A 25,896-nucleotide genomic window follows, 5' to 3' on the forward strand; every position below is an offset into this window, starting at 1 on the left:
AACATAACGGCGGCGGCGGTTCCCGCCGCTCCGGCTCCGACGATGACGAAGTGCTGTGACTCTGTGCCTTTGCGTGGCGCAGTCACTGGACTTTTTTTGTCGGTGACGAAGACTTTGTTATCCCGAACCTCCACATGCCAGGCCGAGATCGGGTTTAATGCCGGCGCCTTGATCGCTTCGCCAGTGCGTAAATCAAAACATGAATGATGCCAAGGGCACACGACTTTATCGCCACTGACGATTCCAGCTTCGAGGGGGCCACCGTAATGAGTGCATTTAGCACCGACGGCAAAGTAATCACCTTCGTGACGGACGAGCAGCACCGGCTCTCCGCCGATGTGACCAAGCAGGCTTTCATTGTCTTTAAGTATTTCCTCAGAAACTCCCTTAGAGAAGTCCGGTCCGCTGACTTTTGCACTTACAGCCATGACACATCTCCTTGATGGCCTTAATCATAATCCCATTCCCCGCCCCCCGCAGGCGGTGTCGGAAAGTTGTGCATAAAAACAACAATGCGCTCTGAAAATCACTCGACTCGTGCTTCGACTATGTTGCTTGTCTCAATCCGAAACAGGACTCTTGATTAAAAATCCGTCGCAGACCTTCAATCAAGACCTCAGAATTCCGATGAGAAGCAAGGTTGTTGAGTCGCCAGGAGGCTACGTTGAAACAGTGGATGAAAAAACTTGTCGAGCAGTTTGATATGGACTGGGGCACGCCTTCTTCAGAAAAAGGTCCTTCCCCCACGCCCTCATTGACTGAAGACCGCGCCACTTTGCTTTACATTCTGGATGTTTACAACAAACACCTTTTTGAAATTCAAAATCACTCTGTGCGCAAAGTTCGCGCCAAACTGGACACCTTCGCCAAAGAACTCGTCCAGGCCGATTCGGAAGCCACGGAAAAAACACTGTTTCGTCTGCGGCAGTTTATTTCGAGCTATCGCATTGATGAATACACCTACGTGCAAAACACGTTTGACGACTTCAAACGCATTATCTGGGATTTTGCGGATCACTTAAGCGAAGAAGCCCAGGTGGAAGATGCCTCGCAAGCCGATATCAATCAAAGCTTGGAAGGCTTGCGTGAAGCCGTCGAATCCAATTCCATCGAAGAGCTACGCGCTCGTTCCCGAGAGTTCATTAACTTTTATCTGAAACATCAGAACTCGACCAACGAACGCCGTTCCAAACGCATGGAGTCCATCAAGAAGAACCTGACAACCGTGAAAAAACAGTTGATGGAAGCCAATCAGACCATGCGTCGCGATCACATGACCGGCGCGCACAATCGCCGTAGCTATGATGAGCAAGTACGACGCTATCTGCAGTTACACGACATTGATAAAGATCCGATGACACTCATCCTGTTAGACATCGACTTCTTTAAGAAAATCAACGATGCCTATGGGCACGATATCGGAGATTTTGTCCTTAAGGAATGTGTGCGACTGCTGCAGGAAAGTTTTTCCCGTGAAGAGGACTTCTTAGCCCGCTTGGGAGGCGAAGAGTTCGCTGTAATTCTTCCGGGATGCAACGCGGAAGCCGCCACCAAAATGGCCGACGAAGCCATGGCCCGCATTCGCAAAGAAGTGTTTGTCCATGACAAGCTGGAGATCCGCTTTACGATTTCAATGGGCATAGCTGAAATCACGCAAGGTGAAAATGCCGATAGCTGGTACAAGCGTGCAGATGAGGCACTGTATGAATCCAAACAAACCGGGCGCAATAAGTATACTTTAGCCAAAGCCCCTGGTATTAAGCGCGTCGCTTAAACAGCACCACCTCTCGGTGGTGCTCCCTGTCTCTTGAGGTGTCAAAAATTTAGACAGTTGCCCAGACAGTTCTAGTGACTGAAGTTTTCTGATCACTCGCCGCGATTTTCGGGGTGTTCTGAAAAATCTGAACAGTCGCAGTGAATCTCCAGACGAAATCGAATTGAAGGCGTCGCCAGTTGGCTTTCGCTTTGCTTTGTAGGTTCGTCATGATGACACGAACTCTTCCCCAAAAAATTTTAGTTCTGCTTTTGTTTTTGAATTTAGTGACACAAGCACAAGCCAGCATCGCTGACAGTAAAGACCGCGACATTGTCGTGGCAATCATCGACACTGGTATTGATATCAATCACCCGTTGTTGCGTGATCATCTGTGGGTCAATCCCCAGGAAGAGAAAAACACTTTAGATGATGATGGCAATGGATATGCCGATGACCTCCATGGATGGAATTTTGCTTCTAACAACCGCGATATCTCGGACAATCACGGGCATGGAACTCATGTCGCTGGCATTATTCTGCAAAAGGCGAAAACACATCGTGTGAAGTTCATGATCCTAAAATACTATGATCCTCTTCAGTCAGGGGATGACAACTTGCTGGCGACGGTGAAAGCCATTCGCTATGCAACGAAAATGAAGGCAGACATTATCAACTATTCAGGTGGTGGCGACTCAAGAAGCCCGCTGGAAGAAGCTGCTATTCGTGACGCGCAAAAACAGGGAATCGTTTTTGTCGCGGCGGCCGGCAATGAAGGGCGCGACACCGACCGCGTCGGCTACTATCCAGCGGGCTACCGATTGAGCAATATCATTTCCGTCGCCGCCATAGATTCTCGCAAGCGCCTTTTGGCCAGTAGCAACTATGGCTCCAAGTCCGTAGACATTGCAGCGCCGGGAAAGAACGTGTTCTCTTCCCTGCCTGGCGGTCGTTATGGTTTTATGACTGGAACCTCGCAGGCCACGGCCTGGGTCAGCGGTCTGGTTGCCTCACTGCTGGCCCGAACAGAAAAGTCCCTCAGCCCCGAAGACATTAAAAGATATCTGGAAAAAAGTGCTACCAAAGACCGTTTTTTAACCAAAAAGATTCGCTCGCAAGCGCGCATAGCGGCTTTAGCGACATTGCAGACGACTCCTTAGTTTGACGGCTGACAAAACAGAAGATAGGCTTAATTTATGAATTGGCATCTGCGCACCTTCTTCTATTTTGTCCTGGCAACAACCCCGATCTATTCTGTGGCCTCTGAGTGTCTGCATAACGATACGACGTTTCGCTGTGTGAAGGTTTTAAAGAATTATGACGGCGATACTCTGACTGTGAATATCCCGAACGTTCCCGCTCTGATCGGCAAAAACATTTCTGTCAGGGTTTTAGGAATTGACACCCCCGAGGTGAAAACTAAAAACCGCTGCGAAAAAGAAGCGGGAAAAATCGCCCGCAATCTGGTCGCCAACACCCTGAAGAATGCCAAAACAGTCGAACTTCACAATGTCCAGCGTGACAAATACTTCCGCATCCTGGCGGATGTCATAGTCGATGGCCGATCGTTGAAAGACATTCTGCTGAAGAACAATCTTGCGTACTCTTACGACGGTGGAACAAAGAAGCACCCGGATTGGTGTAAAGTTTTACGGCAACCCGCGAACCAATGATTTGTAACAGAGCCTTGGACAAGTCTTGACTACAAAGACCAGCCAAGGAAAATGGGCCATGAGAATTAATGGCGTACCCCCAAATCTATTTCCCTGGTACCAAAGAAACTTGGGTCTTATGCGGGACTCTGACGGCGCTTTTGTGATTCCCAGTGCGCACCCTTCCCGACTCTACGGCTGTCAACTGCCTTCCCTATGACACGAGCTATTTCTCGCCTTCGCCAACGCGCTGTTTGTTCAACCTTCAGGTGGACAATGTGGCAGCGTTACTGACCTCCATGGCTGAAAACGGTGTTCGTATTGATGATCGGATTGAAGAGAATGAACACGGATTGTTTGCATGGGTTTATGACCCTCAGGGCAATAAAATAGAACTCTGGGAGCCTTCTCACCATAATAAGACGCTGATCAATTTGCCTGAAGCGGAATGAGTGATAGGATGGGGTCCATGGAAAGTCACACGCCCGCATCTTCAGAAGAAAATAAATGGTTTCAACTTTTTAGCAATAAAGCCCGGGTTCTTTATCCCCCAACGGACCCCGCGCACGACTACTTGCACATCATGCGGGTCGTGAACACCGCCAAAAACCTGTGCCTTCACGAAAAAGGTGACTGGAACGTTGTGCTGCCCGCAGCTTTTTTTCATGATTACATCAACGTTCCCAAAGGCGATCCCCGTCGCCCCTACGCCTCTCAGCTTTCTGCAGAATCTGCGATTGAATATCTAAAGTCCGTAGGCTATCCGGAAGAGTATTTCGAAGCGATTCGCCATGCGATTGAAGCCCACAGCTACAGCGCCAATATTCCGGCAAAAACACTGGAAGCTAAAATAATTCAGGACGCCGACCGGTTGGACAGTCTGGGGGCGATTGGTATTGCCCGTTGCTTTGCCACGTCCAGTCTGATGAATCGACCTTTCTATTCTGAAGAGGACCCCTGGGCAGAATCACGCAGCCTCGATGACCGAAGTTTTGGTATTGATCATTTTTTTCAGAAGCTTTTTAAGTTGGTGGAGCACCTGAATACCCCGACAGCAAAAAAAGAAGGCGAGCATCGCATCGCCTTCATTAAAACTTATTTGGATCAAATCAAAAGAGAAATTTAGGAACGACCTTGCTCGTTTATTTCTCTCCGAACATAGGAGCCGTTTCTTCGACAATACCCGCCGCTTGCACAAATTCTTTCATCAGAGCCGCCAACTTTTTGGTCTTCTCTGGATCCATTCTTTGCAAGCTTTCGATCATTTCTTCCTGCACTGTACGAGGGATGACGCTAAGTTTTTTCTCGCCTTCAGGGGTTAAAGAGACGACCACGCGGCGAGAATCTTCTTTGGAAGTCGCGCGGGTTACAAAACCTTGTTCTTCTAATTTTTTTACAACGACAGAAACGGAACTTTGATGAGTGGTTGTGCGAAGTGCGAGGTCATTGATAGAAAGGCCCGGTTCTTCTTTAAGCTGCTTAAGAACAAAAATCTGAGCAGCACTTAATCCAATGTCTTTTTCAAACTGACTGGATGAAACTCGCAGCGCTTTAAAAATAAAGCGAATGCAGTCCATCACTTCTCCAACTTCAGCTCGATAGGGCGAAAAAGATTCTTTATTCATATTTTTATTTAACGACGAGAACTGAATAATAACAAACTTATTTTACATGAGTTCTCATATATGACATTTTGCAAAGTTAAGGAGCGGCAGATACTGCGATCACGGGAGGAAGACCTAGTGCTTCTGCTCCAGGCGCCCGAGTGAAGTCAACTTTGTAAGAGCGCAGAGAAATCTTATTGGCACCACAATCTATACACGAACCATAAAGTGAGTCACCGTGAATGGGAAATCCGTGTCGACTCAGCTCAAAACGAAGCTGGTGCGCACGGCCTGTGACGGGATTTAAATCCCAAACAAGATCCTGATTATTTTTTTCCAAAAAAACTGCCGTGGTCAGACTGGGTTTTCCCTGAGGGCTTTCATAAGCGCGACGCTTTCCGCGCAGAAGGCGCGACCGCCACTCGAAGGTCTGCCCTTCTTTCAACGCGAAGAATTCCCTCTTGTTGGGAACACTTTCTGGAATATGATCAAATCTCTGATTGCAGGTCACGGCACGATATGTTTTCTGAACCTGCTTGAGTTCAAACCACACATTGCCTTTTTTGTGAGCATTCGCATTTTTAGCAAACAGCACAAGACCCGAGACTTCAAAATCTAGACGGTGGATGGGGAAAATTTGCTGTCGTAGCTGGTTCTGAAGTTCGACTCCTAAGCACATCCGATTGTCTTCGGCTTCGTAACGACTGGGTGTCGTCAACACGCCGCTGGGCTTATCGCAGACGACAAAGTTCTCATTCTCAAAAACTATTTGAATCATTTTTTACTGATACCCACCAAAAAAATTTCTTTGGAAATTTTGCGCGTGGAATCCGGCTTCACAGCCTCGCACTTCACAAAAGATTTTTTGATATCATCCCGAAGTTTCGTGAAATCATCACTGTGAAAAAGCTTGCAGATAAAGTGCCCATCTTTCTTTAGGAAACGACGAGCGACATCCAGAGCCAACTCACACAACTCCATGGAGCGGGCCTGATCGGTCATACGTATTCCAGTGGTCTTCGGCGCCATATCAGACATGACTAAATCAAACGGAGGTTCAAAGCCGTGCTCTTTGAAAATCTCTTCCAGATTCAGATCACGCAAGTCGGCCTGAATAAAAACGGCATTTTTCAGTTTCACGGTCACGGGACTTAAATCGACCCCGAGGACTTTCCCCTTATCACCCACCATTTTCGAAGCGTATTGCGACCACGATCCGGGAGACGCTCCTAAATCCAAAACAACTTGCCCGGGCTTAAATATTTTGTATTTCTTGTCGATCTCTTCAAGCTTAAACACCGAGCGCGCGGCGAAATTTTCCTGCTTAGCTTTTTTGAAATAATGATCGCGTGGATTGTAAGTCATATCGGTGGGTTATCTGACTTTCGTGGGCCAAAGTCCACCACTTCTTGCGGCAAACGGCCTTTGGCGGTCGCTTCTTAAAAAAGATTCACTCTTTGGTCTCTTTGACGAGGGCTAAAAGCCCCCCTCCCAAAACAAAGAGGACTAAGAGCCCCATCATTCCCATTCGCGAATTCCCGGTGACTGTCACCCCGACGGCAACGATCAAGGGGCCTAATATCGAAGCGAACCGACCCACCAGGTTGAATAAACCGAAATACTCTCCGCTTTCTTCCGGTCGGATCATACGCCCAAACATCGATCGACTCAGGGATTGCACACCCCCTTGGACCATCCCGATCACCGTCGCCAGAAGATAGAAATGCCACGCTTGCGACATCCAAGTCGCCGCGACGACAGTCAAACTGTAAACCACGATACACGCCAAAATCGGCGCTTTTGTTCCCCAACGTCGTGTGAAGGTTCCAAAAAAATAAGCGCAGGGGAAACCGATGAACTGTGTGATCAACAACGCCGCAATCAGATCTTTGGCTGCGAAACCGATCGAGATACCATAGTCCACAGCCATCGTCATGACGGTGTAAACTCCGTCGATGTAAAGCCAGTAGGCCACCATAAAAAGCAGAAGATTCTTTTCCTGAAGAAGGGCTTTGAAGGTGCGACGAAGAGTTTTTACACTTTCCTGAGTCAAGCGCCATATATTGTGGGACGAAACTTCAACATGCGGCTCGGGAACATTTTTCGCCAAGGGAAAAGAAAATACGAGCCACCACACGGCGACCATCACAAAAGAGATTCTAATCGCCGTCACACCGTCGGGAATTCCAAAAGTGGCTGGGAAAAGATACATCAAAACATTGATCAAGAAAAGAACGCCGCCCCCCAGATATCCCATGGCGTATCCTAGCGACGAGGCATAATCCATCTTTCTTCCCTGGGCCACGAAGGGCAAAAGCGAATCGTAAAAAACGCTGGCCGCATTGAAGGCCGCCATGGCGATTCCATAAGCCAGGATGGCAGCCACCCAATCGCCCATGGGAATGAAGCCCATCCAGGCGCACGAAAGAACTCCGATCACGGTAAAGATCATACAAAAAAGTTTTTTAAACCCTTTGAGATCTGCCACCACGCCCAGCGTGGGACTTAATAGAGCGATCGCCAGGCTGGACACGGAAATCGCCGTCCCCAGACGCGCCGTCGTCACCACGGCATCTGTTCCATGACTCCAGTAAGACTTAAAAAAAATCGGAAAAAAACCAGCCATGACCGTCGTCGAATAGGCACTATTAGCCCAATCATACAGCGCCCAGCTAAAAATTCTTTTCTTCTGATTTGCTTCCATTGGTCCCCCGGCTTTCTTCAAAGAGAACACGGAACGAAGAAGAACGGAAGAAGAAAATCAGGATGAACAAAGTCATTAAAAACATCACGCTAGAAAGAGCATTGAGCTTCGGTGACACCCCCATTTTCATAGCGGTGTAAAGTTTTACCGGCAAAGTATCCTGCCCCACGCCATTGACGAAATAGGTGATAAGAAAATCATCAAAAGAAAGTAGAAAACTCAAAATAAAACCGCCAAGAATAGCGGGCTTTAATAAGGGCAGCAAAACCAGTTTCTGCACTTGCCACGAGTTCGCGCCCAGATCCCGCGCGGCATCTTCCAACGAAGTTTCCAAAGTCGACAGTCGCGCTTGCACCGTCATCATCACATAAGACAGGGAAAAACTGACATGCGCCAGAATCACTGTGCTTCGCCCCAATTCAAACTGCAAAATAAAAAACCAGGACAGCAGCGAAAGGGCAAAGACGATTTCAGGAAAAATCAAAGAAACGACCGACAGCGCCTGCACATTCCGACGCCAGGATTTTTGATTGCGGCGAAGGCCTAAGGCCGCCAAAGTTCCTAACACTGTTGCTAAAACACTTGAGGAAAAACCGATGACAACACTATTCCACAACGCCTGCACGAGCCCCCCATCCTGCAGGACTTCCGCAAATGCCTGCAATGAGAACACAATCCCGCCAGGCGTTTTCTGCACGACCGCGCCAATCAACATCACCGCGATAGGAATATAGAGAGCCGCCAGCACCAGCCACAAAACGGCTTTTGCTATAAGGGGTGCTGCGGGTCGGGACCGTTCCTTACTCACGTGCCCTCCTCATTCCCGCTATAACAACTACGGTTAAAAGAAGAAGCATAAATAAGACGGAAAGAGCCGCTCCAAACGGCCAATTGCGCGCCTTTAAAAACTGTTCGGTGATCAGATTTCCGAACAGCATATTCTTCGCCCCGCCTAAAAGATCCGGGATGACGTATTCTCCCAAAGAAGGAATAAAAACCAAGAGCGAACCACTCCAAAGAGCATTTTTTAAGTTCGGCAGAATGACCGAGGTGAGTGTACGCCACGGCCCTGCTCCCAAATCCTGCGCGGCTTCAACTAAAGAGAAATCAAGTTTTTCAAAGGCTCCATATAACGGCAGAACCATGAAAGGCAGATAGGTTGTAACCATCCCATACAGAACCAGAAATTTATTCTGCGTCAATGCAAAGGGATCAAATGGTATCCCCGCGGTCGTAAGAAGCAACTGCAAAGGTCCCTCGACGCCGACAAAGACACGGATCGCGTAAATGCGAATCACCAGATTTGTCAGAAACGGCAAGGCAATAGCCATGACATAGAAAGAGCGCAAAGAGGCTGTGGAGGTCGCCATGGCCCACGCAACCAAAACACCTAAAACCAAACAGAGGACCGTCGTCACAGCAGCAAGCCACAGGCTTTCAAGAAAAATTCCTAAGTACGCGCCCGAAAAAACCTTGGGATAGTTTTGCCAGGTCCATGACCATTCAAGCCCGCCATAAGTCCCACGGGTTGCAAAGCTCACCACAATGACGATAAGAAGAGGCGCCAGAATAAAGACCACAAACCACAAAAGAGCGGGAAGAAGAAAAAAATCGCGAAGCTTCATTTACTTCGCTCTCCGAACACCAAGGCCTTTCGCACGTAGGCCTCCAAATTCATTCCAACTTTCAGTTGGTCCGGAGGTACGCCGATTTTCCCCCTGATCAAACTGCCGTCCCCTAAACGAATGGTCGCTAGATCGTGACTGACTTCGACCAGCTCCCCTTTGAGACAGCTTGCCGACTCAATAAAGTGCGAGGCAAAAATACTCTCAGGATTTTCATAGATATCCCGAGGCGAGCTGACTTGCTCTAAAATCCCGTGACTCATAATTCCGATACGATCCGAAAGGGCCAGCGCTTCTTCCTGATCGTGCGTGACACAAATAAAAGTAAGTCCAAGCTTTCTTTGCAGTGCGCGCAGCTCCTTCTGCATATGTTCGCGCATTTTCTGATCCAGCGCCGACAGCGGTTCGTCCAAGAGCAAAACTTTCGGTTCATTTACCAACGCGCGGGCCACAGCCACACGCTGGGATTGACCGCCCGACAAAGTTTCGGGTTTGCGATCGCGAAAGGCAGACATTTCTACCAAAGCCAAAACCTCGGCAACCTTGTCGGCAATTTGAGTTTTGGAAAATCCCTTCAGTTTAAGTCCGAAGGCGATATTTTCGCCGACAGAAAGATGGGGAAACAGAGCATGCCGCTGAAAAACCATGTTAAAGGGGCGCCTCTGAGCCGGCAAAGAGTCCATGCGCTGACCAGCCAACAGAATTTGTCCCGACGTCGCCTTCTCAAGTCCGGCAATAATTCTTAAAAGCGTCGTTTTCCCGCAACCACTTGGGCCCAAGAGAGAGAAAAACTCTCCTTCAGCGATAGAAAGGTTGATTCCCTTTAACGCCGTTTGACTGGAAAAACTTTTACCTATATTCAGAAGTTCTAACATTCATTTAACAATAAGAAGGATTTAAAAAAATGTCGAGAATATTGATCGCGACCGCCGTTCTTTCTTTGCTCATTGCGGGTTGTACGAAAAAAGATGCCGCCGACTCTTCGGAAAAAGTGGTGAACCTCTCAATTTGGGGCAACTATCTTTCTCCGGAAATGCAGGCCCAGTTTGAACAGCAGACTGGCATCAAGATCCATATTTCCAATTATTCCTCGAATGAAGAGCTTTTGGCGAAAATGCAGATGGGCGCCTCAGGAATCGATGTCGCCGTGCCTTCCGACTACATGGTCGATATCATGCGAAAAATGAACCTGCTAGAACCTTTAAAACCAGAACTTCTGCCTAACAAGGCACAAATTTCTGAGCAATTTTTAAAGCAGAATTTTGATCCACAGAACGAGCACTCCGTTCCTTACATTTGGACGACGGTCGGCATTGCGGTCAACCGCGAGCTTTACAAAGGCCCGATGAATAGCTGGAAAGATCTTTTTGGAAACAATCAACTTCGCGGAAAAATGGCTCTTTTAGACGACGTCCGCGAAACGATGGGTGCCGCACTCAAAATGCACGGTTACAGCGTGAACACAACCAAACCTGAAGAAATCGCAAAAGCCAAAGCCACACTTTTGGAGGCCAAGAAGAATGTGAAGATGTTTTCTTCAGATACAATTGATATCTTGAGCAATAAAGAAGTTGCCGCGGCTCAAGCTTATTCGTCAGACGCTCTGCAAGCGGCGGCGCGTTCGCCCGGAAAAATCGAATACATCATCCCTGCCGAAGGGGCGACTTTGGCGATCGACAACCTGGTCATTACCAAAGGTGCCAAACATGTCGAGGCCGCGCATAAACTGATTGATTTTCTTTTAAGCAAAGAAGCCGAAATCAACAAGGTCAAGACGATCTTGGGCGGCCCAATTCTTAACAAGACTCAGTCAGAACTTCCCAAAGAGCTGCAAAACAACGAAGCACTCTTCCCTAAGGCGAACACCTTAAAGAACCTCGAGCGCATCCAAGATCTAGGCGACAAGAATAAACTTTACGAAGACGCCTGGACGGAAATCAAAACTCAATAGCTCGATTACTTGGCGGCTCTCTGAACCTCGGGAGCCTGCCCCGCTTCCACCCGAAACTCGGTATACAAACAGACCACGCCGATGATTGTGCAAACGACTCCGGCGCACAAATACAAAAGAACGCTTCTCTTGTCCTGTTTGAAGAGATAATAACACAGCCCGATCAGAATCAAGATCGGGCCGACCACCGCGGTCGACGCTAAAACCTGGCGCAGGGCAAACACCCCTACCTCTGAATTCATAACCACCACCTACGTTCAAAATTCTGGTTATTCTGTAGAACTCTTCGGCAGGACTTTGGGGAAGCTTGATGCGAACAACGAATTATGGTGCCGCCACAAAGCAAAATTAATCTTCGCAGCTCATCTTGAAACTCTGTAACGCGTGAATTTAAAATCGAGACAAATAACTGTCCGGCTTTGAGACAATTGTGAGGTGATTGAGCTCCGGCAAAATCTCAACTGGAATGCGCGCTTTTGTGAAAAGCTCGGAATGGCGGTCCGGAATATCCACTTCGTCTTCCGCACCAGTGAAAACCTTCAGTGGCGGGGCCAGGGTCTTTAACTTCTCCAGGACATCTTCAGAAGGCGATGCCGCCACCAAAAACTCTTTGCTGTACGTCAACTTTTCCTGTCCGCTGCGCAAGGCTTCGGGCATGTTCACGACAAAGCCACCGTCTTCACGCACACTGATCCAGCCGCCATGACCGGGATAGAAGGCCTGCAAATGTTCAGGCAAGCGCGGCGCCAAAGCAACAAACTTGGCAAACTGAGTGCGCAAATCCGAGGTGGCGATTCTAAGTGTGAATCCCCCGCCTAACGAGTGCCCGGCGAGAGTTATTCTGGCAACGGCCCTTTGCATTTTTATGTGGATCAGAAGCTCTTCAAGGTCGATGTCTAACTGGTTAGGAGAAATACGATCAGACGAGTTCAAGCTGGCGCCGTGACAGCGAAAGTCCGGTGTAACTACATTGGCATAACCCGCCTTCGCCAAGGCCGAGGCCAGAACACACATATAGCGACTGTCACTGCCGACGCCGTGGTATAGAACAATCAGATCTTCACACCAGGCAGGATAAAAGCGATAAGATAAAACGTCGCCCTGACGCGTTTTAAAAGTTTCCAACGGGGCTAACTTCCCCAAAGGAATTTTAAAAGAGCGAAGATCCAGGTGACGGCCCGTCATTACGCCTGGGCTTCTTGATGTTTTTTATGCGTGTAATACTCGTAGTTCCCCTCGTAGATGCGGATTTGGTTTTTATCCACCTCAAAAACGCGGGTGGTGATTTCTCTGAGGAAATGACGATCATGGCTTACAATCATCACAGTGCCCGGGAAATTTTTAATTGCTTCCAACAGCACTTCACGCGACTTGATATCCAAGTGGTTTGTCGGCTCATCCAGAATCAAAAGATTCACAGGTTGGGCCAGAATTGTCGCCAACACCACGCGCGACTTTTCACCACCCGAAAGGATCGAGATTTTCTTTTCCGCTTCTTCGCCGGAAAACTTAAAGGCACCTAAAAGACTGCGCACAAAACCCAATCCCGCATTCGGCATGCGTGCATGCACCTCATCCAGGATTGTCGCTTTCGGATCTAAAACATCCAAAGAGTTCTGACTGAAATAGCCCAGATTGATGGAAGCCCCGATGGTCACGGCACCGTCGGTCGGCTCCGCGTGCCCCGCGATTATTTTCAACAAGGTGGACTTCCCCGCTCCGTTCACACCGACCACGGCAATGCGATCCATCCGCTTCACCAACGCATTGGCGCCGGAAAAGACTAATTTTTCTTTGCCGTCGTCACGTTTCCAGATTTTCGAAAGTCCTTCAAACTTCACGACCTCGTCACCACCACGAGGCGGAACGGGCCATTCGAATTTAATTTCGGCCTCTTCCGGCGGAATTTCGATACGATCGATTTTTTCAAGTTTTTTCACGCGCGACTGTACTTGCGCCGCATGTGAGGCCCGCGCAGCGAAGCGAGCGATGAATTCTTCCTCTTTTGCCAACATATCTTCCTGGCGTTTGGCCGCCGCGATCAATTGTTGCAAACGAATTTCGCGTTCTTTTTCGTAGAAGTCATAGTTACCGCCGTAAACGGTGATCGTCTTATTCGCGATCTCCACAATCTTCGTCACCAAACGATTCATAAAGTCACGATCATGGCTGGTCATCAGGATGGCGCCCGGGAAATTTGCCAGCCATTCTTCAAGCCAGATGATGGATTCGACATCCAAGTGATTCGTGGGCTCGTCCATCAGAAGAACTTCCGGATTCAAAGCCAGGATCTTGGCTAAGGCGATACGCATTTTCCAACCACCCGAAAAGCTTTCGGTCGGACGGTGATAGTCCTCAGGACCGATGCCCAGACCCGTGAGAATTTCGGCAGCCCGAGATTCTAAATCATAACCGCCCAAACGCTCAAATTCGCCTTGCAACTCGCCGTACTCTTCAAGAATTTTTGTCATTTCATCAGCGTCAAGTTCTGGATCGGCCAGCTTAGTTTCGCACTCTTGCATGCGCGCCTGCATATCGCCGATATTGCCGACGGCTGATTTCACCTCTTCCAAAGCGGAACGCCCCTGCATAGCTTCGATGTTCTGAGAAAAATAGCCAATCACCGTACGATCGGATTTAGAAACTATGCCACCGTCAACACCTTCTTCGCCTGTGATAATGCGGAAGATCGTCGTCTTGCCGGCGCCATTGGGCCCAACCAATCCGATTTTTTCGCCGGCATTGATTTGAAAAGAGCCGTTGCGATAAAGGATCTTATTTCCGTGTTGCTTCGAGATGTTTGATAAGTGAATCATTCTTGTTTCCTAATTAGTTCAGTTCCGCGAGCCCAGCTCGCTCCACATCCTGCGCGGAGGCGCGAGTAGCGCGTTTTTTATAGCGTGAAAAAGACGAAAGTGCGCCAAAAATTTTTAAATATTTTGCCTAGTTCGTATGCACCTTAAGGAGTGTACACAAAAAATGAAACTTCCGGGAATTTTCTGCTTGGGAAGCTTTAAGAATTTCAAGCACTTCGCCAAATCAACGGCGCGCTCATATGGTCTTAGGGTTGCTTTTTAAGCTCTGTGGAGGGCTTCTGAGATGGCAACCACGATTCGCAAAAGCTTTAAACACAATATAACCGCAGCGACACTGTTTTTTGCTGGGGTCCTGTCGACGGGATGTTCACAATCGGGGCAATTTCCAGTAACTCACCTGGGGGATTCCAACCAAAGTTCAGGCGTTGTCGATCCTGGCCCCGAGACGCCAGAAACCCAGGACCCTGCACCGCCCATTGACGAACCTGCCCCCTCTTACAAAATGGAACCGCTGGCTTGGGAAAGCACAAACTCTCCACAACGCACCCTTTGGTCTCAGTACTTGCAAAAGATCATCACCATGGATTGGAACACCTTGCTAGCGGGCGCCGACGACATCGAAGACTTCTGCCCCACCTACTACAAACTCGATAATGATGAGCGCGCCAATGTTTGGGCGCAGATCTTTGTCGCGATCACCAAATATGAGAGCGCTTACAGTCCGACCTCGCGCATGCAGGAAACGACCATGGGCACCGATCCCGTGACTGGAAAACCCGTGTATTCGGAGGGGCTTTTGCAACTCTCGTATCAGGACATCCAATGGGCTCCCTGGTGCGAATTCGATTGGTCGAAGGATAAAAGCCTTTCCGCCACAGACCCGAAAAAAACCATCTTGGACCCCTATGTGAATTTAGACTGCGGTGTCGGAATTATGGCCAAGCAAGTAAAAAATAAGGGGGCCATTGTGCTGAGCTCAGGGGTCTATTGGGCGGTGATCAAAAGAGGCGGAAGTTATCAAAAGATCAGCTCTATTCAGTCTATCGTAAGATCACTCGCGTTGTGCAAATAGTACATTCCGTATAAAAAGCCAAGAAATAGGGAGCTTTTACTCTCAAGATCGTTTATCTTCGGGGCCACTTATTCTGAAAGGTTCCCTTTAATGACTCCATTGACAACTGTCGATAGTTTCGAAAGCTTTGGTCTGAGCGCGCCGGTGATGGCCGCTATGCTGGACATGGGCTTTACGACACCGACCCCCATCCAACGCCAAGCTTTGCCTATTCTCCTAGCAGGAGCTCAAGACTTCATCGGTCTTGCATCAACAGGCACAGGAAAAACAGCCGCATTCGGTATCCCTCTTGTAGAGTCTATCGATGCTTCCACCAAAGACACTCAAGCTTTAGTGATGAGCCCAACCCGTGAGTTGGCTCTTCAAGTGGCCGAGCAATTGACTTTGCTAGGCAAGAAAAAAGGCCTACGTGTAGTTACGATTTACGGTGGTTCTAGCTACCGCACACAAATCGAAGGTATCAAAAGAGGCGCGCACATCGTGGTGGCAACACCCGGCCGTCTTGTGGATTTCCTAGAGCAAAAAATTATCAAACTGCAAAATGTAAAAACGGTCGTGCTTGATGAGGCCGATGAAATGCTGAACATGGGCTTCAAAGATGACCTTGAGTTCATCTTGAAAGCCACCCATTCTGAGGGCGAGACTTCTCACCGTGCGGCCTGCCGTACCTGGTTATTCTCGGCAACAATGAGCGGTGATGTGCGCCGTATTGCTGAAACGTACTTGGAAAGCCCTGAGACGGTTCAGATCAATAAATCCACTGGCACTGCCGATACGATTGAGCAAGTTTACTACACGGTGAAAGATTCCTCTAAAACGGAAGTTATCGGCCGCTTGTTACAAACACTGCCCGAGTTCTACGGCATCATCTTCTGCCAAACGAAAATGGAAGTGGCAGAGCTTGCGGACATTCTGACTCAACGTGGATTCCCTGCAGATTCTTTGCATGGTGATAAATCCCAACAAGAGCGTGAAGCGACTTTGAAAAAGTTCAAGCAACGCCAAGTAAAAGTGATCGTGGCGACAGACGTGGCCGCACGTGGTTTGGATATCAAAGACCTGACTCACGTTATCAATCACTCTTTGCCTTGGGATGCGGAATCCTATGTTCACCGTATCGGTCGTACCGGCCGTAACGGGCAAAAAGGGACAGCGATCACGCTGGTAAACCCTGAACAGTTGAATCTTCTTCGTCGGGTCATGATCAGCACGAAGGCCGTACTGACAAAAGGTGTTGTTCCTTCTGCAGACGAAGTCGCTGGTCTTAAGATCAAAGATGTTTTGGATCGCGTAAGCACAATGCCGGCAGAAGGTGCTGAGCTGCAATTAGCGAATGATTTGATTCAAGATCTGATTCAAAGCGAAGACATTAATTTACAAAACTTCTCTAAAGAAGAGCTTCTGGCTCGCTTCATCGTGGCTTACTTCCCGAAAGTCTTCGTGAAGAAAGATCAGATGTTGGACTACATGGGCGATCGTATTCCTCGCGAATTATTGCCTCGTGATCCTAACGACAGCCGTTTCACACGCGGTCGTGGAGATAGCGGTGGTGGTCGCAGTGGTGGTTACCGTCGTGGTGGCTATAGCTCTGGTGGCGGCGGACGTCGTTTTGAACGAAGTGAACGTAGCGATCGTGGTGAACGCACCGAGCGCAGTTTTGCTCCGCGCGCGGAACGTCAAGAACGTGCCGAGATCAATCCTGTGACGGGGTATCGCCCTCGAGCAGAGGCTTCAGGTCCTCGTCATACGCCAAAGCGCCAAGAACGCTCTGAGCGTAGCGAGCGCGGTGGCGGAGAACGCAGCGAGCGCCGTGATCATCCCGGTATTAAACGCTTCCGTCCTGGGAAGAAGAAGTACCAAGACTAGTCTCACTCTGAGACAGTCGCATTTTTGGCAATCGCTTGTTCGCAAGTTTGACAATGGGAAGGCTCCTACGCCTTCCCATTTTATTTTGAGATTTAGGCATCATGTTTGCTTTGTACAAAAGTACGGAGATGCCTATGCGAGTTATTATTTTTTCGATACTTTCCATCATGTTTGCATTTCAAGCGAACGCAAACAGAACGCAAAGCAGTGCTTGTGTGGAATGCAGCAGCTCTACGCAAAACATGGCCGCTAAACAACTGCGTGAACTTCGCAACACCGTCACCGCGCAGTCCACCGTGGAAGACTTGATTGATGTGACCGAGGTCATGACCTTCGCCGACAAATGCGACAATTTCGTTGATGAAGACGGTTTAGGCACCTGGGGACAGACGATAGCGCAAGAGATGCACAAAGATCGTTATGAATACCTTTATCAAGGAACTCCGGATCTCGTGGCCGTCTGTCCAGCGTTCAACTCCTTAAATGACAATGGCAAAGAAATGGTGTGGGTGATGATCATTAACACCATGGTGCACTTGGAAAGTTCCTGCGCTAAATCCGTAACGGCGAAAGGTCCCAACGGAACCTTGAAAGGTCTTCTACAACTGCATAAAGGACGAGAGCAAGTTTACGCTGACGGCTGTCGCCGCGGGGACGCTGACTCTCCAGCAGCGACCTTCCGCTGTGGCCTTGCAATGCTGGATAAACAGCTCGAGACCCAAGAGTCCTTGTTTTCAAGAAAGTCCTACTGGGATGTCCTGCGCCCTCAAGCTCGCTCTCAGAAATTCAAAAAAGTCCAAAGGGCCATTAGCAAAATCGCCTTCTGTAAATAGTTAGAACGACAGCAACGCGGTTTTCAGGTCGTCGGCGACCTCCAGACCGCGAACCACTCCCATACGGATAAGTTTTTCCTTCAGACTTTCGCGCAGCGAAGCCAAGCGTAAATCCGCCGGCTTCGCGCGAATCTCCCTTTGCATCTGCGCCAACAACGGGACCGCATCCAAACTGATAGTGTCAACATCTTGAAAATAGATAACGACCCGACTGATTTCCGTTTTACCTAACAACTCTTGTCGACAGGCTTCCAAGGCCGGTATGACTTGACTGGTTATTTCCCCCGTAAGGGACACCACGAGCATGTTATTTCTCTGATTAAAGGCGTACTGAAACGACTTCTGGTCTTCCAACGTGCAACTCCCGCGAAATCGATCTTATTTTTCTGCTTCTTAAGATTTTAACATAGGCGCCCAAGCATTAAAGCTTTCTCATCCTCGTATCCCGCCCTGGAACAGCTATATGAATTCCTCTTGGGACCCCATGGTAATTTGGGTTCCGAATAAAGACGTGTTTGACAACTAGCTCGGCGCCTAATAACTCTGTGGGTCACATCAATGAGGGAGGGTTCCACATGAAATTTCTAACTCTGGTATTGACCTTTTTTTTGGTCGCGACAACAGCCTTTACCGCCCCCAAAAAACAGCAAGGCCCGGTGAAGATCAATCCAACCTCTCTGCGCGAACTTTATCTTTCCCGCAATATCGATATCGCAATTGCTTTGAATGAAGTTCAGCAAGCAAAGACGCAAGTGTCGATCGCGCGCGGCAACCTTCTTCCCTCTGTCAATCTGGGTGCAGTGATTTCCAGTGGCCCTAGCTTCATGCTGACTTCCGTGAGCATGCTCTTGCCTTTCCTTATGCCCAGCAGTTGGTTGGATCTGAAAGAGAACACCTATCTTCTGCGCGCTCAAGGAACATCCTACTATCTGGCGCAGTTGAATGGTTATGCTTCCGCTTACTCTGTGTATTTGACAGTCTTGGGCGACATCGAACTTCGCAATGCCCTGCAAGAGCAGTATGAAAACTACGAGCAGATTGCTGAAGCCCTTCGTCTTCCTGCCGAGGTGGGAATCATCCGCAAGGAAGAATACCTGCAAGCACAGGCTCAGGCGAAAAATGCCTTAGTGCAAGTGTCTCAGGTCGATGAGTTGATCAAAAGAGAAAAAGCCTCTGTACGACAAATGCTCGGGCTTGAACTGACACAGGAAATTGTTTTCGAGCCGGCGAATGTTGCCGCCTCTAGCGCAGAAACGCTCACGCCGATCGCTCTTCTTGAAAAGATTCATGAAAGTTCGCCTGAGACGACGCAAATGAATGCTTTGATCACGGCAGCTCAATACAACAAATGGAGCAAGGCTTTCAGCTTCCTGACCGGCAGCTCTTTGGGAATCAATCGCCCTGCTTCTGGAGGCGCCTTTAGTTCGGTCACTTCCACCGGCTCGGTCAATATGGGTTTTGGCTACTTCCCCAGTCTGGAACTTTCAAATCTGAATGTTGAACAACTGCGTTTGCGCAAGCAAGAGTTGCGCTATGACCAGGCCCAATTGATTGAATCCACCTTGGGGGCGTTGCAAGAAGCGCATCGCCAGTTTGAAGCGGCCTCTGTCGCTGAAGCAAACTTGCGCGAAGTTTACGACGCTGAATACAAACGTTATCAACTGGGTATCACGGACATCCTTCATGTTCTTCAGGCCGGTAACTCATTGACATCGGCACTTCTTAACAAAGTCAAAGCGACGACAAATCTGAATACCCTGCGCATCAGTCTTCATCGACTTATGCTTTCGGATCAGTTCGCGAATATCGAAAAGTGCACCATTGAACGTCAAGGTTCAGGTGGCATTAAAGGCAAACTGGGCCGAATCTTCAAACCAGAAAAATACCGCGTTTCTTTAGATGAAGTTTGCGGAAATTAAATAAGAAAGGGCTCAAGAGCCCTTTCTTTATTGCACTCCGGAAGAACTGGAGTCGTTTGGTCGAGGCGGTCTTCCTCCCTGCGGGCCCCGCCCGAACTTCGGTGGCTCGAAACCTTTTTCCTTCAGACACGCGTCCATTTTTTCCCTTGTCTCTTCGTCAGGAGCCTGCGGTCTTTCTCCTGGGGTTGGCTCTGGCAAACCCAATTCTTCACGACAAGCATCAAATGCCGCACGATGATCCTCTTGAGATCTTCCGTGAAAACCTTCCGTTTGTGCCACCGCCGGAGCGTTTAGCGCCAACACGAGACTTAAAGCCATGAATACTTGCAGATCTGTGACTAGCTGTTTTTTGAATCTCATAAAATCTCCTTCGTTAAAAGCAGAATAAAGCGACACTGTGGAGTCAGAATGGAAAAATCTCAAAACAAGTCGTCGACCACCATGAAGCGGTGGCGGGAGGCCGACCACAAGTTGGGCGTTTTTGCGATCTTTGAACCCGGCAACTCATTTATGTCATAATGTTTCAATAATCTAAAACACACCCCTCATGCGCCGAAGGAAGTAAATGAGATTACTAATACTGCTACTGCCACTTTTTCTAGTTACAGCCTGCTCGACGACCTCAAAGAAGGAAACGTCTCAAACTGTCCCTGTAGAAGCGACAGAAGCTGAAGAAACGTCTGCCGTTGATTACTTGGCGATTCAACGTCATCTTCAGCTTGAAAGGGATCGAGACGCCCTGGGCTTTTCCGAGAAGGCTTTTAATACCTGTGCAACTGGATACGGATATTCCCGCTCCCAGAACTGTCATCAAGAACATCTCGTTGTTATTCACTTCCGCCTTCTTTGCCGCGATTCCGAAGGAACAATTTCGACCATTCTTTCCGAGGCCGACTTGCAGCCTTTGGCAAGTCGTCGGGTGCGCTGGAGTTTAAAAGGCCTTCAAGGCGAAACAACGACCGACAGTTTGGGCTATGGACAAATCGTGACCGCAGCCATTCCTTCGCAACGAACTCAACGCCTGCGTCTTGCTGTCGGTTCTGAGTTTCTGTACATGCGCGCGGGCGAAATTCAAAAGGTCATTACGCCTCAACCGTGGTGCGACTCTTACTAAGATATAAAAAGACCGTTAACGAAGCAGACTGAGTTCTTCGTTTTTTTGGCGCAAGTTCGCTTCTAAAGTCCTTATCTGTTCTTGCTGACGACGGACATTTTCCTGAACTTGTCGAATCTGAGAATTTAGTGTGGACTGGCTGACAATCATCTGAAATTGGGCCTGTTGCATCTGCGCCATCTCCTGGCGCAATGCTGCGATTTCATCACGAATATTCAAGCGTGTTTGCTCAAGGTCCGCTAAGACCTGTTGTTTTTCGTTTTGAATAGCTTGGCTGTTGGCCAACACCTGAGCTGAAATATTCATTCGCTGTTGTTTCAGATTTTCGATTTGCTGTCGTTGCGTTTCCAAAAGACTTTGCAGTTCTGACAGACGGGCCGTTTTTTCGTTGATGTAATTTCCATTGTAAGCCCAAAACGTCCATTGTTCCTGCGTCTCACGCACCGCCGCCTCCATATTGCGAATATCCTGATCCAGCTGCTCTTTCAACATTTGCGCCTGGCTGCTTTGATCTCGCATCAAATCAGCGGCATGGCGATTGATATCCTCTTGGATCCGATCAAAACCTTGGAGATCCTCTAAAAAATCCTGAATCTGATTGGACGTTGATCGCAACTGCGCCCCGTACGATAGCTGAGGCGTTGCCGATGCAGGACTCTGATTCTGTGCAGCCTGAGTGCGCGCGCGCATTTCCTGCAAAAGGCGTTGCTGATTGACCAACATATCCCGGGCCGAGCTGATCTGCTGTTGAAGGACATTGATCTCTGATTGCAACCGCGCTCTTTGGGCCGACATGCGCGAGTCCGGCACCGCCGCCACCGTGCGCGTAGGCCTTTCGGTGCGCTCGATCAGCAGACTTTGCGTTTCGCGGAGGCCACGATTGACATAGAAAAGCCAGACGGAAACGCCGACAACAAAAGCGAGCACCACGTAGAAAAGATTCTTCCTGGTCATGGCAAAAGTTTACTTCACAGGGCATGGAAAACGAATGCCGCTGGACCGACCTTGTCTCTATACATCTGGCCACAGCGGCGCAACACTATAAAATAGAGGCATGAATACATACAATACTCACGAAACACACACTTATTGGCTCGACTCTGTAGAAATGCCGGCAACCAAACCCTTAGACAAAGATCTGATGGTAGACACTTGTATCGTCGGCGGCGGCCTGGGCGGGTTGATCACTGCTTATCTTCTTATGAAAGAAGGCCGATCCGTCTGTATTCTGGAGGCGCACGAACTGGGAAGTGGTCAATCAGGAAGAACAACCGCCCACTTCACCACTGCACTAGATGATCGCTATTTTGAGATTGAAAGATTGCATGGCGAAGAAAAAACCTTCATGGCGGCGGAAAGTCATCAAGCGGCCCTTGAAGAGATTGAAAAAATCATTCTGGAAGAAGGCATCGAATGTGAAATGCAGCACGTAGATGGCTATCTTTTTTTAGCCGAAGGCGACCATCTTACGACTCTAGAAGAGGAATTCCGTGCCGCCAGTCGAGCCGGCCTTATCGTGAAGCTGGTGCAACAGCCCCCCGTGGGTTTCGACTGCGGAACTTGTCTGTGTTTTCCCCGACAAATTCAACTTCATCCGATGAAACTGCTGCGAGGACTGGCGGACGCTATTTTAAGAAAGGACCAGGCCATCTTCACTCAGACCGTGGTTGTCGATGTACAAGGTGGCGAAAAGGCCTTTGTCACCACTCGCGAAGGACACACTGTTCGAGCGCAAAACATCGTCGTGGCGACCAATTCCCCCATCAACGACCTGTTCGCCATTCACACCAAACAAGCGCCCTACCGAACTTACGTGATTGGTGGACTGATCACCAAAGGCCGCTTTCCCCATATTCTTTGTTGGGATACGGGCGACCCTTATCACTATATTCGCACAACTCCCTACTCGGTCACGCATGACTTGATCTTGGTCGGTGGAGAAGATCACAAGACGGGACAAAATTCTCATCCCGAAGAGACCTTAAAAAAATTGGAGATGTGGGCTCGTGCTCGTTTTCCGATCGAGTCCGTGCGCTATCACTGGTCCGGTCAAGTGATGGAGCCTGTCGATGGCATGGGGTTCTTAGGACACAATCCGATGGATAAGAACAACGTCTACGTCATCACCGGTGATTCGGGAAACGGTATGACCCATTGTGTGGTGGGCGGAATTTTAATTCGCGATCAGATCACCCATCGTCCTAATCCCTGGCACGAACTTTATGATCCCGGCCGAGTGAACTTGCGGGCGGCGAAAGAGTTTATTGCTGAAAATGCCAACGTGGCAGCTCAGTACACCGAGTATTTCACGCCAGAGCACGTAAAATCTTTTGAGTCCATACCCGAGGGAGAAGGCGCTGTCGTAAACTTGGGTTTAAAAAAAGTGGCCGTCTACAAAGACGAGGTCGGCCATCTTGAGTTTCTGTCGGCGGTATGCCCGCATCTGGCGGGCATTGTGCAGTGGAACTCGCTGGAAAAATCCTGGGATTGTCCCTGCCACGGTTCGCGATTTGATTGCCATGGAAAAGTTATTGAGGGGCCGGCCTTCGCGGATCTGCCTCCTGTCGGTCATCAAGATCGACCGAAGGATCAAGACAGCATCAGTCCTCCACCAGCCTGATGCCATCGTCCTGAATCGTCACAAGACGTTTTTTATAAAGGCCGCCTAAAGCCATTTTATATTTCTTTTTGCTCACGCCAAAAAGTTTATAAATCTCTTCAGGCGCGGTTTTTTCAGTTAAAGGAAGAAATCCGCGCTTTTGTTTTAAAAGATCCAGAATCTTTTCACCGATATCGTCAGAACCTTTGTGCCCGAGTTGTTGCAAACTGAGATCGATCTTTCCATCGGGACGGATTTGTTTGATGTAACCCTTCACTCTTTCACCATGATAAAGGGGTTGAAAGACTTCGTTCTGATAAAGGACGCCCCAGTGACGGCCGTTGATAATCGCTTTAAATCCCAAATCCGTTTTGGCGGCGATGAATAAGTTCACCGCCTCGCCTTCCTGATAATTCCCCGGTTCTTTTTCGATAAAGCGATCCAGACGCATGGATGCGGTGATTCGATCACTCTTATCCAGGTAAATGAACACGATCACATATTGACCCGCACGCAGTTCGCGGGTTTGTTCACTGTAGGGAAGAAAAAGGTCCTTGGTTAAGCCCCAGTCCAAGAATGCCCCTACTTTTTCTATGGCTTTGACTTTAAGGTGGGCAAAGTCCCCCACCTGCGCAAAAGGCTCTTCGGTGGTGGCTAAAAGACGATCTTCAGAGTCATAGCAGATAAAAACTTCAAGCTCGTCCCCCACTTCACAAGGGTCCGGCATGTATCTTAAAGGCAAAAGAATTTCGCCATCATCACCACCATCCAGAAAAACGCCAAAATCAGCGTGTTTGACGACTTTAAGTTTGTTGTATTGACCGATCTGAACCACGAGTATTTCTTCCTTTAATTTATGGCGGACTATACCCGAAATTCCATTTCGTAACCATGGGAATTCTGCTATAGTGCCGGAAATTTATCCCTTTCTTCACGGTGGCCAATGGACATTCTGAATAAATCAAAATTGAAAGCTGTCCTTGTGGGCGTGCAACTTCCCCGCGTATCTGACGAGGAAACCCGTGGTTCTTTAGCAGAACTGTCCCGGTTAGTAACAACCTTAGGCTACGAAGTGGTGGGACAAACATCCCAGAAACGCAATTCCACTAAAAGTGGCACGGTCCTCGGCGATGGAAAGCTGAAAGAGCTCGCCTCTTGGACCGGGGGCACAGGCGTGATTGGCCCCTTAGTGGTAAAAAAGAAACACAAAGCAGCATTGCGTTTCAAAAACCAAGATGAAGATGAAGCCGATGAATTCGCAGCCGAGGAAGACGACTTTGCAGAGGTGCCGGAAGAAAGTGAAGACCTTTCTTTGGATGCAGACTCTGACGTGCCTCAAGAAAAGGCTCAGGTCGTTATTTTTGACTGTGATCTTTCCCCTTCCCAACTTCGCAATTTAGAAAGCGCCACAGGCGCTCAAGTTTTGGATCGCACCGGCGTGATCATCGAGATTTTCAGTCGCCATGCGCGAACCAAGGCAGCCCGCCTTCAGGTGGAAATCGCTCGCTTGACTTACGTGGCGCCACGCTTGCGCGAAACCAGCGGTGGTGAAGATCGTGGCGGCGGCGGAATCGGCGGGAAAGGGGCTGGTGAAACCAGTGTCGAGTTAGACCGTCGTAAAATCCGTGACCGCATCAAAGAACTGAAACATGAATTGGCAGCGATTTCTCAGGAGCACATCACGCGTCGTTCTCGTCGCAATCAGGAAATTTCTGTAGCGCTGGTCGGATACACCAACGCAGGCAAGTCCTCTTTAATGCGCGCTTTGACCGGAAGCGAAGTTTTAGTCGCGGATAAATTGTTTGCGACTTTGGATACGACCGTGCGTGTATTGTACCCGGAGTCACGACCAAAAATTTTGATCTCGGACACGGTGGGATTTATCAAGAAACTTCCTCATGATCTCGTAGCTTCCTTTAAATCCACTTTGGATGAGGCAGCAAATGCGTCTTTACTTCTTTACGTGGTGGATTCTTCGGACCCCACCTTCCGCTCACAACTGCAAGTGACCCGAGCCGTTCTTGATGAAGTTGGTGCCAGCGATATTGACAGCCTTTTGGTTTTAAACAAAGTCGATCGCCTGTCCGCCGAGGAGCGGGAAAAACTTCAACAGGAATATCCCGAAGCCCTTTTCCTTTCCGCTCATAACAAAGAAGATGTCGCCAATTTGCGCCTTCGTCTGATCAAACATTTTGAAACAGCGATGATTGATCAGGAATTGCTCATTCCTTATGACGTCCAAGGGGCTATCGGTGAAATCCGCGCTAAAATGCGTGTGCTGTCGGAAAACTACGACAATCGCGGCGTCACCTTGACGATCCGGGCCCATATTCAGGATATTGAAAAAATCCGCACGAAGTTTGGCATCTAAATTTGAGGAGTCTCTGC

28 protein-coding genes are annotated in these 25,896 nt (G+C 48.9%); 13 read left to right on the forward strand and 15 right to left on the reverse strand.

The window, feature by feature from the left end:
• Nucleotides 1-428, reverse strand: a 428-nt coding sequence (locus OM95_RS13740) for a Rieske 2Fe-2S domain-containing protein (RefSeq protein ID WP_041874947.1), incomplete at its 3' end; no start/stop codon positions are given.
• Between the two features lie 236 nt (nucleotides 429-664).
• Between OM95_RS13740 and OM95_RS13745 the strand changes: the two genes are divergently transcribed.
• The 5 genes from OM95_RS13745 to OM95_RS13765 all read left to right on the forward strand — a co-directional run bounded on the left by OM95_RS13745 (nucleotide 665) and on the right by OM95_RS13765 (nucleotide 4,531).
• The gene (locus OM95_RS13745; protein ID WP_041874950.1) at nucleotides 665-1,774 is read left to right on the forward strand and encodes a GGDEF domain-containing protein; all 1,110 of its coding nucleotides are present in this window, start codon (nucleotides 665-667) and stop codon (nucleotides 1,772-1,774) included.
• A 209-nt stretch (nucleotides 1,775-1,983) separates the two neighbouring features.
• Nucleotides 1,984-2,913, forward strand: a complete 930-nt coding sequence (locus OM95_RS13750) for a S8 family peptidase (RefSeq protein ID WP_291516422.1) — start codon at nucleotides 1,984-1,986, stop codon at nucleotides 2,911-2,913.
• A 36-nt stretch (nucleotides 2,914-2,949) separates the two neighbouring features.
• Nucleotides 2,950-3,426 (forward strand): thermonuclease family protein, encoded by a 477-nt coding sequence (locus OM95_RS13755; protein ID WP_291516424.1) that lies wholly within the window; start codon nucleotides 2,950-2,952, stop codon nucleotides 3,424-3,426.
• Nucleotides 3,427-3,683: 257 nt separating this feature from the next.
• On the forward strand, nucleotides 3,684-3,857 hold the full coding sequence (locus tag OM95_RS17380; protein ID WP_291516426.1) for a VOC family protein: 174 nt from the start codon (nucleotides 3,684-3,686) through the stop codon (nucleotides 3,855-3,857).
• 17 nt (nucleotides 3,858-3,874) lie between these two features.
• Nucleotides 3,875-4,531 (forward strand): HD domain-containing protein, encoded by a 657-nt coding sequence (locus OM95_RS13765; protein WP_041874952.1) that lies wholly within the window; start codon nucleotides 3,875-3,877, stop codon nucleotides 4,529-4,531.
• Nucleotides 4,532-4,547: 16 nt separating this feature from the next.
• Here the strand turns inward: OM95_RS13765 and OM95_RS13770 are convergent, their stop codons facing one another.
• From OM95_RS13770 to OM95_RS13800, 7 genes are all read right to left on the reverse strand, one after another.
• The gene (locus OM95_RS13770; protein WP_291516428.1) at nucleotides 4,548-5,030 is read right to left on the reverse strand and encodes a MarR family transcriptional regulator; all 483 of its coding nucleotides are present in this window, start codon (nucleotides 5,028-5,030) and stop codon (nucleotides 4,548-4,550) included.
• Between the two features lie 76 nt (nucleotides 5,031-5,106).
• Entirely contained in the window at nucleotides 5,107-5,787 is a 681-nt protein-coding gene (locus OM95_RS13775; RefSeq protein WP_041874954.1) for an RNA pseudouridine synthase, read from the reverse strand.
• Nucleotides 5,784-6,374 carry an RlmE family RNA methyltransferase gene (locus tag OM95_RS13780; protein WP_041874956.1) on the reverse strand — a complete coding sequence of 197 codons (591 nt, stop codon included), beginning with the start codon at nucleotides 6,372-6,374 and terminating at the stop codon, nucleotides 5,784-5,786. Before OM95_RS13780 ends, OM95_RS13775 begins: the two co-directional genes overlap by 4 nt.
• A gap of 85 nt (nucleotides 6,375-6,459) precedes the next feature.
• Nucleotides 6,460-7,713 (reverse strand): MFS transporter, encoded by a 1,254-nt coding sequence (locus OM95_RS13785; RefSeq protein WP_291516430.1) that lies wholly within the window; start codon nucleotides 7,711-7,713, stop codon nucleotides 6,460-6,462.
• Nucleotides 7,682-8,521, reverse strand: coding sequence for an ABC transporter permease (locus OM95_RS13790; protein WP_291516431.1), 840 nt, complete (start codon nucleotides 8,519-8,521; stop codon nucleotides 7,682-7,684). The genes OM95_RS13785 and OM95_RS13790 overlap by 32 nt, the downstream gene beginning before the upstream one ends.
• Complete coding sequence (locus OM95_RS13795) at nucleotides 8,514-9,338, reverse strand: ABC transporter permease (protein WP_041874957.1); 825 nt, start codon at nucleotides 9,336-9,338, stop codon at nucleotides 8,514-8,516. Before OM95_RS13795 ends, OM95_RS13790 begins: the two co-directional genes overlap by 8 nt.
• Complete coding sequence (locus tag OM95_RS13800) at nucleotides 9,335-10,213, reverse strand: ATP-binding cassette domain-containing protein (protein ID WP_291516433.1); 879 nt, start codon at nucleotides 10,211-10,213, stop codon at nucleotides 9,335-9,337. The genes OM95_RS13795 and OM95_RS13800 overlap by 4 nt, the downstream gene beginning before the upstream one ends.
• 29 nt (nucleotides 10,214-10,242) lie before the next feature.
• On the opposite strand from OM95_RS13800, the gene OM95_RS13805 reads away from it, so the two are divergent.
• Nucleotides 10,243-11,289 carry a spermidine/putrescine ABC transporter substrate-binding protein gene (locus tag OM95_RS13805; protein ID WP_291516436.1) on the forward strand — a complete coding sequence of 349 codons (1,047 nt, stop codon included), beginning with the start codon at nucleotides 10,243-10,245 and terminating at the stop codon, nucleotides 11,287-11,289.
• A gap of 5 nt (nucleotides 11,290-11,294) precedes the next feature.
• Here OM95_RS13805 and OM95_RS13810 read toward each other — a convergent pair whose 3' ends face one another.
• From OM95_RS13810 to OM95_RS13820, 3 genes are all read right to left on the reverse strand, one after another.
• Nucleotides 11,295-11,531 (reverse strand): hypothetical protein, encoded by a 237-nt coding sequence (locus OM95_RS13810; RefSeq protein ID WP_291516438.1) that lies wholly within the window; start codon nucleotides 11,529-11,531, stop codon nucleotides 11,295-11,297.
• Nucleotides 11,532-11,679: 148 nt separating this feature from the next.
• Nucleotides 11,680-12,474, reverse strand: coding sequence for an alpha/beta fold hydrolase (locus OM95_RS13815; protein WP_041874962.1), 795 nt, complete (start codon nucleotides 12,472-12,474; stop codon nucleotides 11,680-11,682).
• Nucleotides 12,474-14,105 (reverse strand): ABC-F family ATP-binding cassette domain-containing protein, encoded by a 1,632-nt coding sequence (locus tag OM95_RS13820; RefSeq protein WP_041874964.1) that lies wholly within the window; start codon nucleotides 14,103-14,105, stop codon nucleotides 12,474-12,476. Before OM95_RS13820 ends, OM95_RS13815 begins: the two co-directional genes overlap by 1 nt.
• 283 nt (nucleotides 14,106-14,388) lie before the next feature.
• Here OM95_RS13820 and OM95_RS13825 point away from each other — a divergent pair, with 283 nt between their 5' ends.
• The 3 genes from OM95_RS13825 (at nucleotide 14,389) to OM95_RS13835 (ending at nucleotide 17,876) form a co-directional block, all read left to right on the forward strand.
• Nucleotides 14,389-15,177, forward strand: a complete 789-nt coding sequence (locus tag OM95_RS13825; protein ID WP_041874967.1) for a hypothetical protein — start codon at nucleotides 14,389-14,391, stop codon at nucleotides 15,175-15,177.
• 90 nt (nucleotides 15,178-15,267) lie between these two features.
• The gene (locus OM95_RS17385; protein WP_291516439.1) at nucleotides 15,268-17,043 is read left to right on the forward strand and encodes a DEAD/DEAH box helicase; all 1,776 of its coding nucleotides are present in this window, start codon (nucleotides 15,268-15,270) and stop codon (nucleotides 17,041-17,043) included.
• A gap of 167 nt (nucleotides 17,044-17,210) precedes the next feature.
• Complete coding sequence (locus OM95_RS13835; protein ID WP_291516442.1) at nucleotides 17,211-17,876, forward strand: hypothetical protein; 666 nt, start codon at nucleotides 17,211-17,213, stop codon at nucleotides 17,874-17,876.
• On the opposite strand, the gene OM95_RS13840 is transcribed toward OM95_RS13835, so the two are convergent.
• Nucleotides 17,877-18,230, reverse strand: a complete 354-nt coding sequence (locus tag OM95_RS13840) for an STAS domain-containing protein (RefSeq protein ID WP_291516443.1) — start codon at nucleotides 18,228-18,230, stop codon at nucleotides 17,877-17,879.
• Between the two features lie 221 nt (nucleotides 18,231-18,451).
• Between OM95_RS13840 and OM95_RS13845 the strand changes: the two genes are divergently transcribed.
• Complete coding sequence (locus tag OM95_RS13845; protein ID WP_041874969.1) at nucleotides 18,452-19,795, forward strand: TolC family protein; 1,344 nt, start codon at nucleotides 18,452-18,454, stop codon at nucleotides 19,793-19,795.
• Nucleotides 19,796-19,822: 27 nt separating this feature from the next.
• On the opposite strand, the gene OM95_RS13850 is transcribed toward OM95_RS13845, so the two are convergent.
• On the reverse strand, nucleotides 19,823-20,155 hold the full coding sequence (locus tag OM95_RS13850) for a hypothetical protein (protein ID WP_041874971.1): 333 nt from the start codon (nucleotides 20,153-20,155) through the stop codon (nucleotides 19,823-19,825).
• 205 nt (nucleotides 20,156-20,360) lie between these two features.
• Between OM95_RS13850 and OM95_RS13855 the strand changes: the two genes are divergently transcribed.
• Nucleotides 20,361-20,909 (forward strand): hypothetical protein, encoded by a 549-nt coding sequence (locus OM95_RS13855; RefSeq protein ID WP_041874973.1) that lies wholly within the window; start codon nucleotides 20,361-20,363, stop codon nucleotides 20,907-20,909.
• 15 nt (nucleotides 20,910-20,924) lie between these two features.
• Here OM95_RS13855 and OM95_RS13860 read toward each other — a convergent pair whose 3' ends face one another.
• Complete coding sequence (locus OM95_RS13860) at nucleotides 20,925-21,863, reverse strand: hypothetical protein (protein WP_041874974.1); 939 nt, start codon at nucleotides 21,861-21,863, stop codon at nucleotides 20,925-20,927.
• A gap of 100 nt (nucleotides 21,864-21,963) precedes the next feature.
• On the opposite strand from OM95_RS13860, the gene OM95_RS13865 reads away from it, so the two are divergent.
• A complete protein-coding gene (locus OM95_RS13865) occupies nucleotides 21,964-23,529 on the forward strand; it encodes an FAD-dependent oxidoreductase (protein WP_041874976.1) in 1,566 nt (521 codons plus the stop codon).
• On the opposite strand, the gene OM95_RS13870 is transcribed toward OM95_RS13865, so the two are convergent.
• The gene (locus OM95_RS13870; RefSeq protein ID WP_041874978.1) at nucleotides 23,510-24,343 is read right to left on the reverse strand and encodes a S1-like domain-containing RNA-binding protein; all 834 of its coding nucleotides are present in this window, start codon (nucleotides 24,341-24,343) and stop codon (nucleotides 23,510-23,512) included. The two genes, OM95_RS13865 and OM95_RS13870, sit on opposite strands and share 20 nt — an antisense overlap.
• 108 nt (nucleotides 24,344-24,451) lie before the next feature.
• Between OM95_RS13870 and hflX the strand changes: the two genes are divergently transcribed.
• Nucleotides 24,452-25,879 (forward strand): GTPase HflX, encoded by a 1,428-nt coding sequence (gene hflX, locus OM95_RS13875; protein WP_041874981.1) that lies wholly within the window; start codon nucleotides 24,452-24,454, stop codon nucleotides 25,877-25,879.
• Nucleotides 25,880-25,896: the final 17 nt, after the last annotated feature.

Origin of the sequence: Bdellovibrio sp. ArHS, assembly GCF_000786105.1 — a bacterium.
In the GTDB taxonomy this organism is placed as follows: Bacteria; Bdellovibrionota; Bdellovibrionia; order Bdellovibrionales; family Bdellovibrionaceae; genus Bdellovibrio.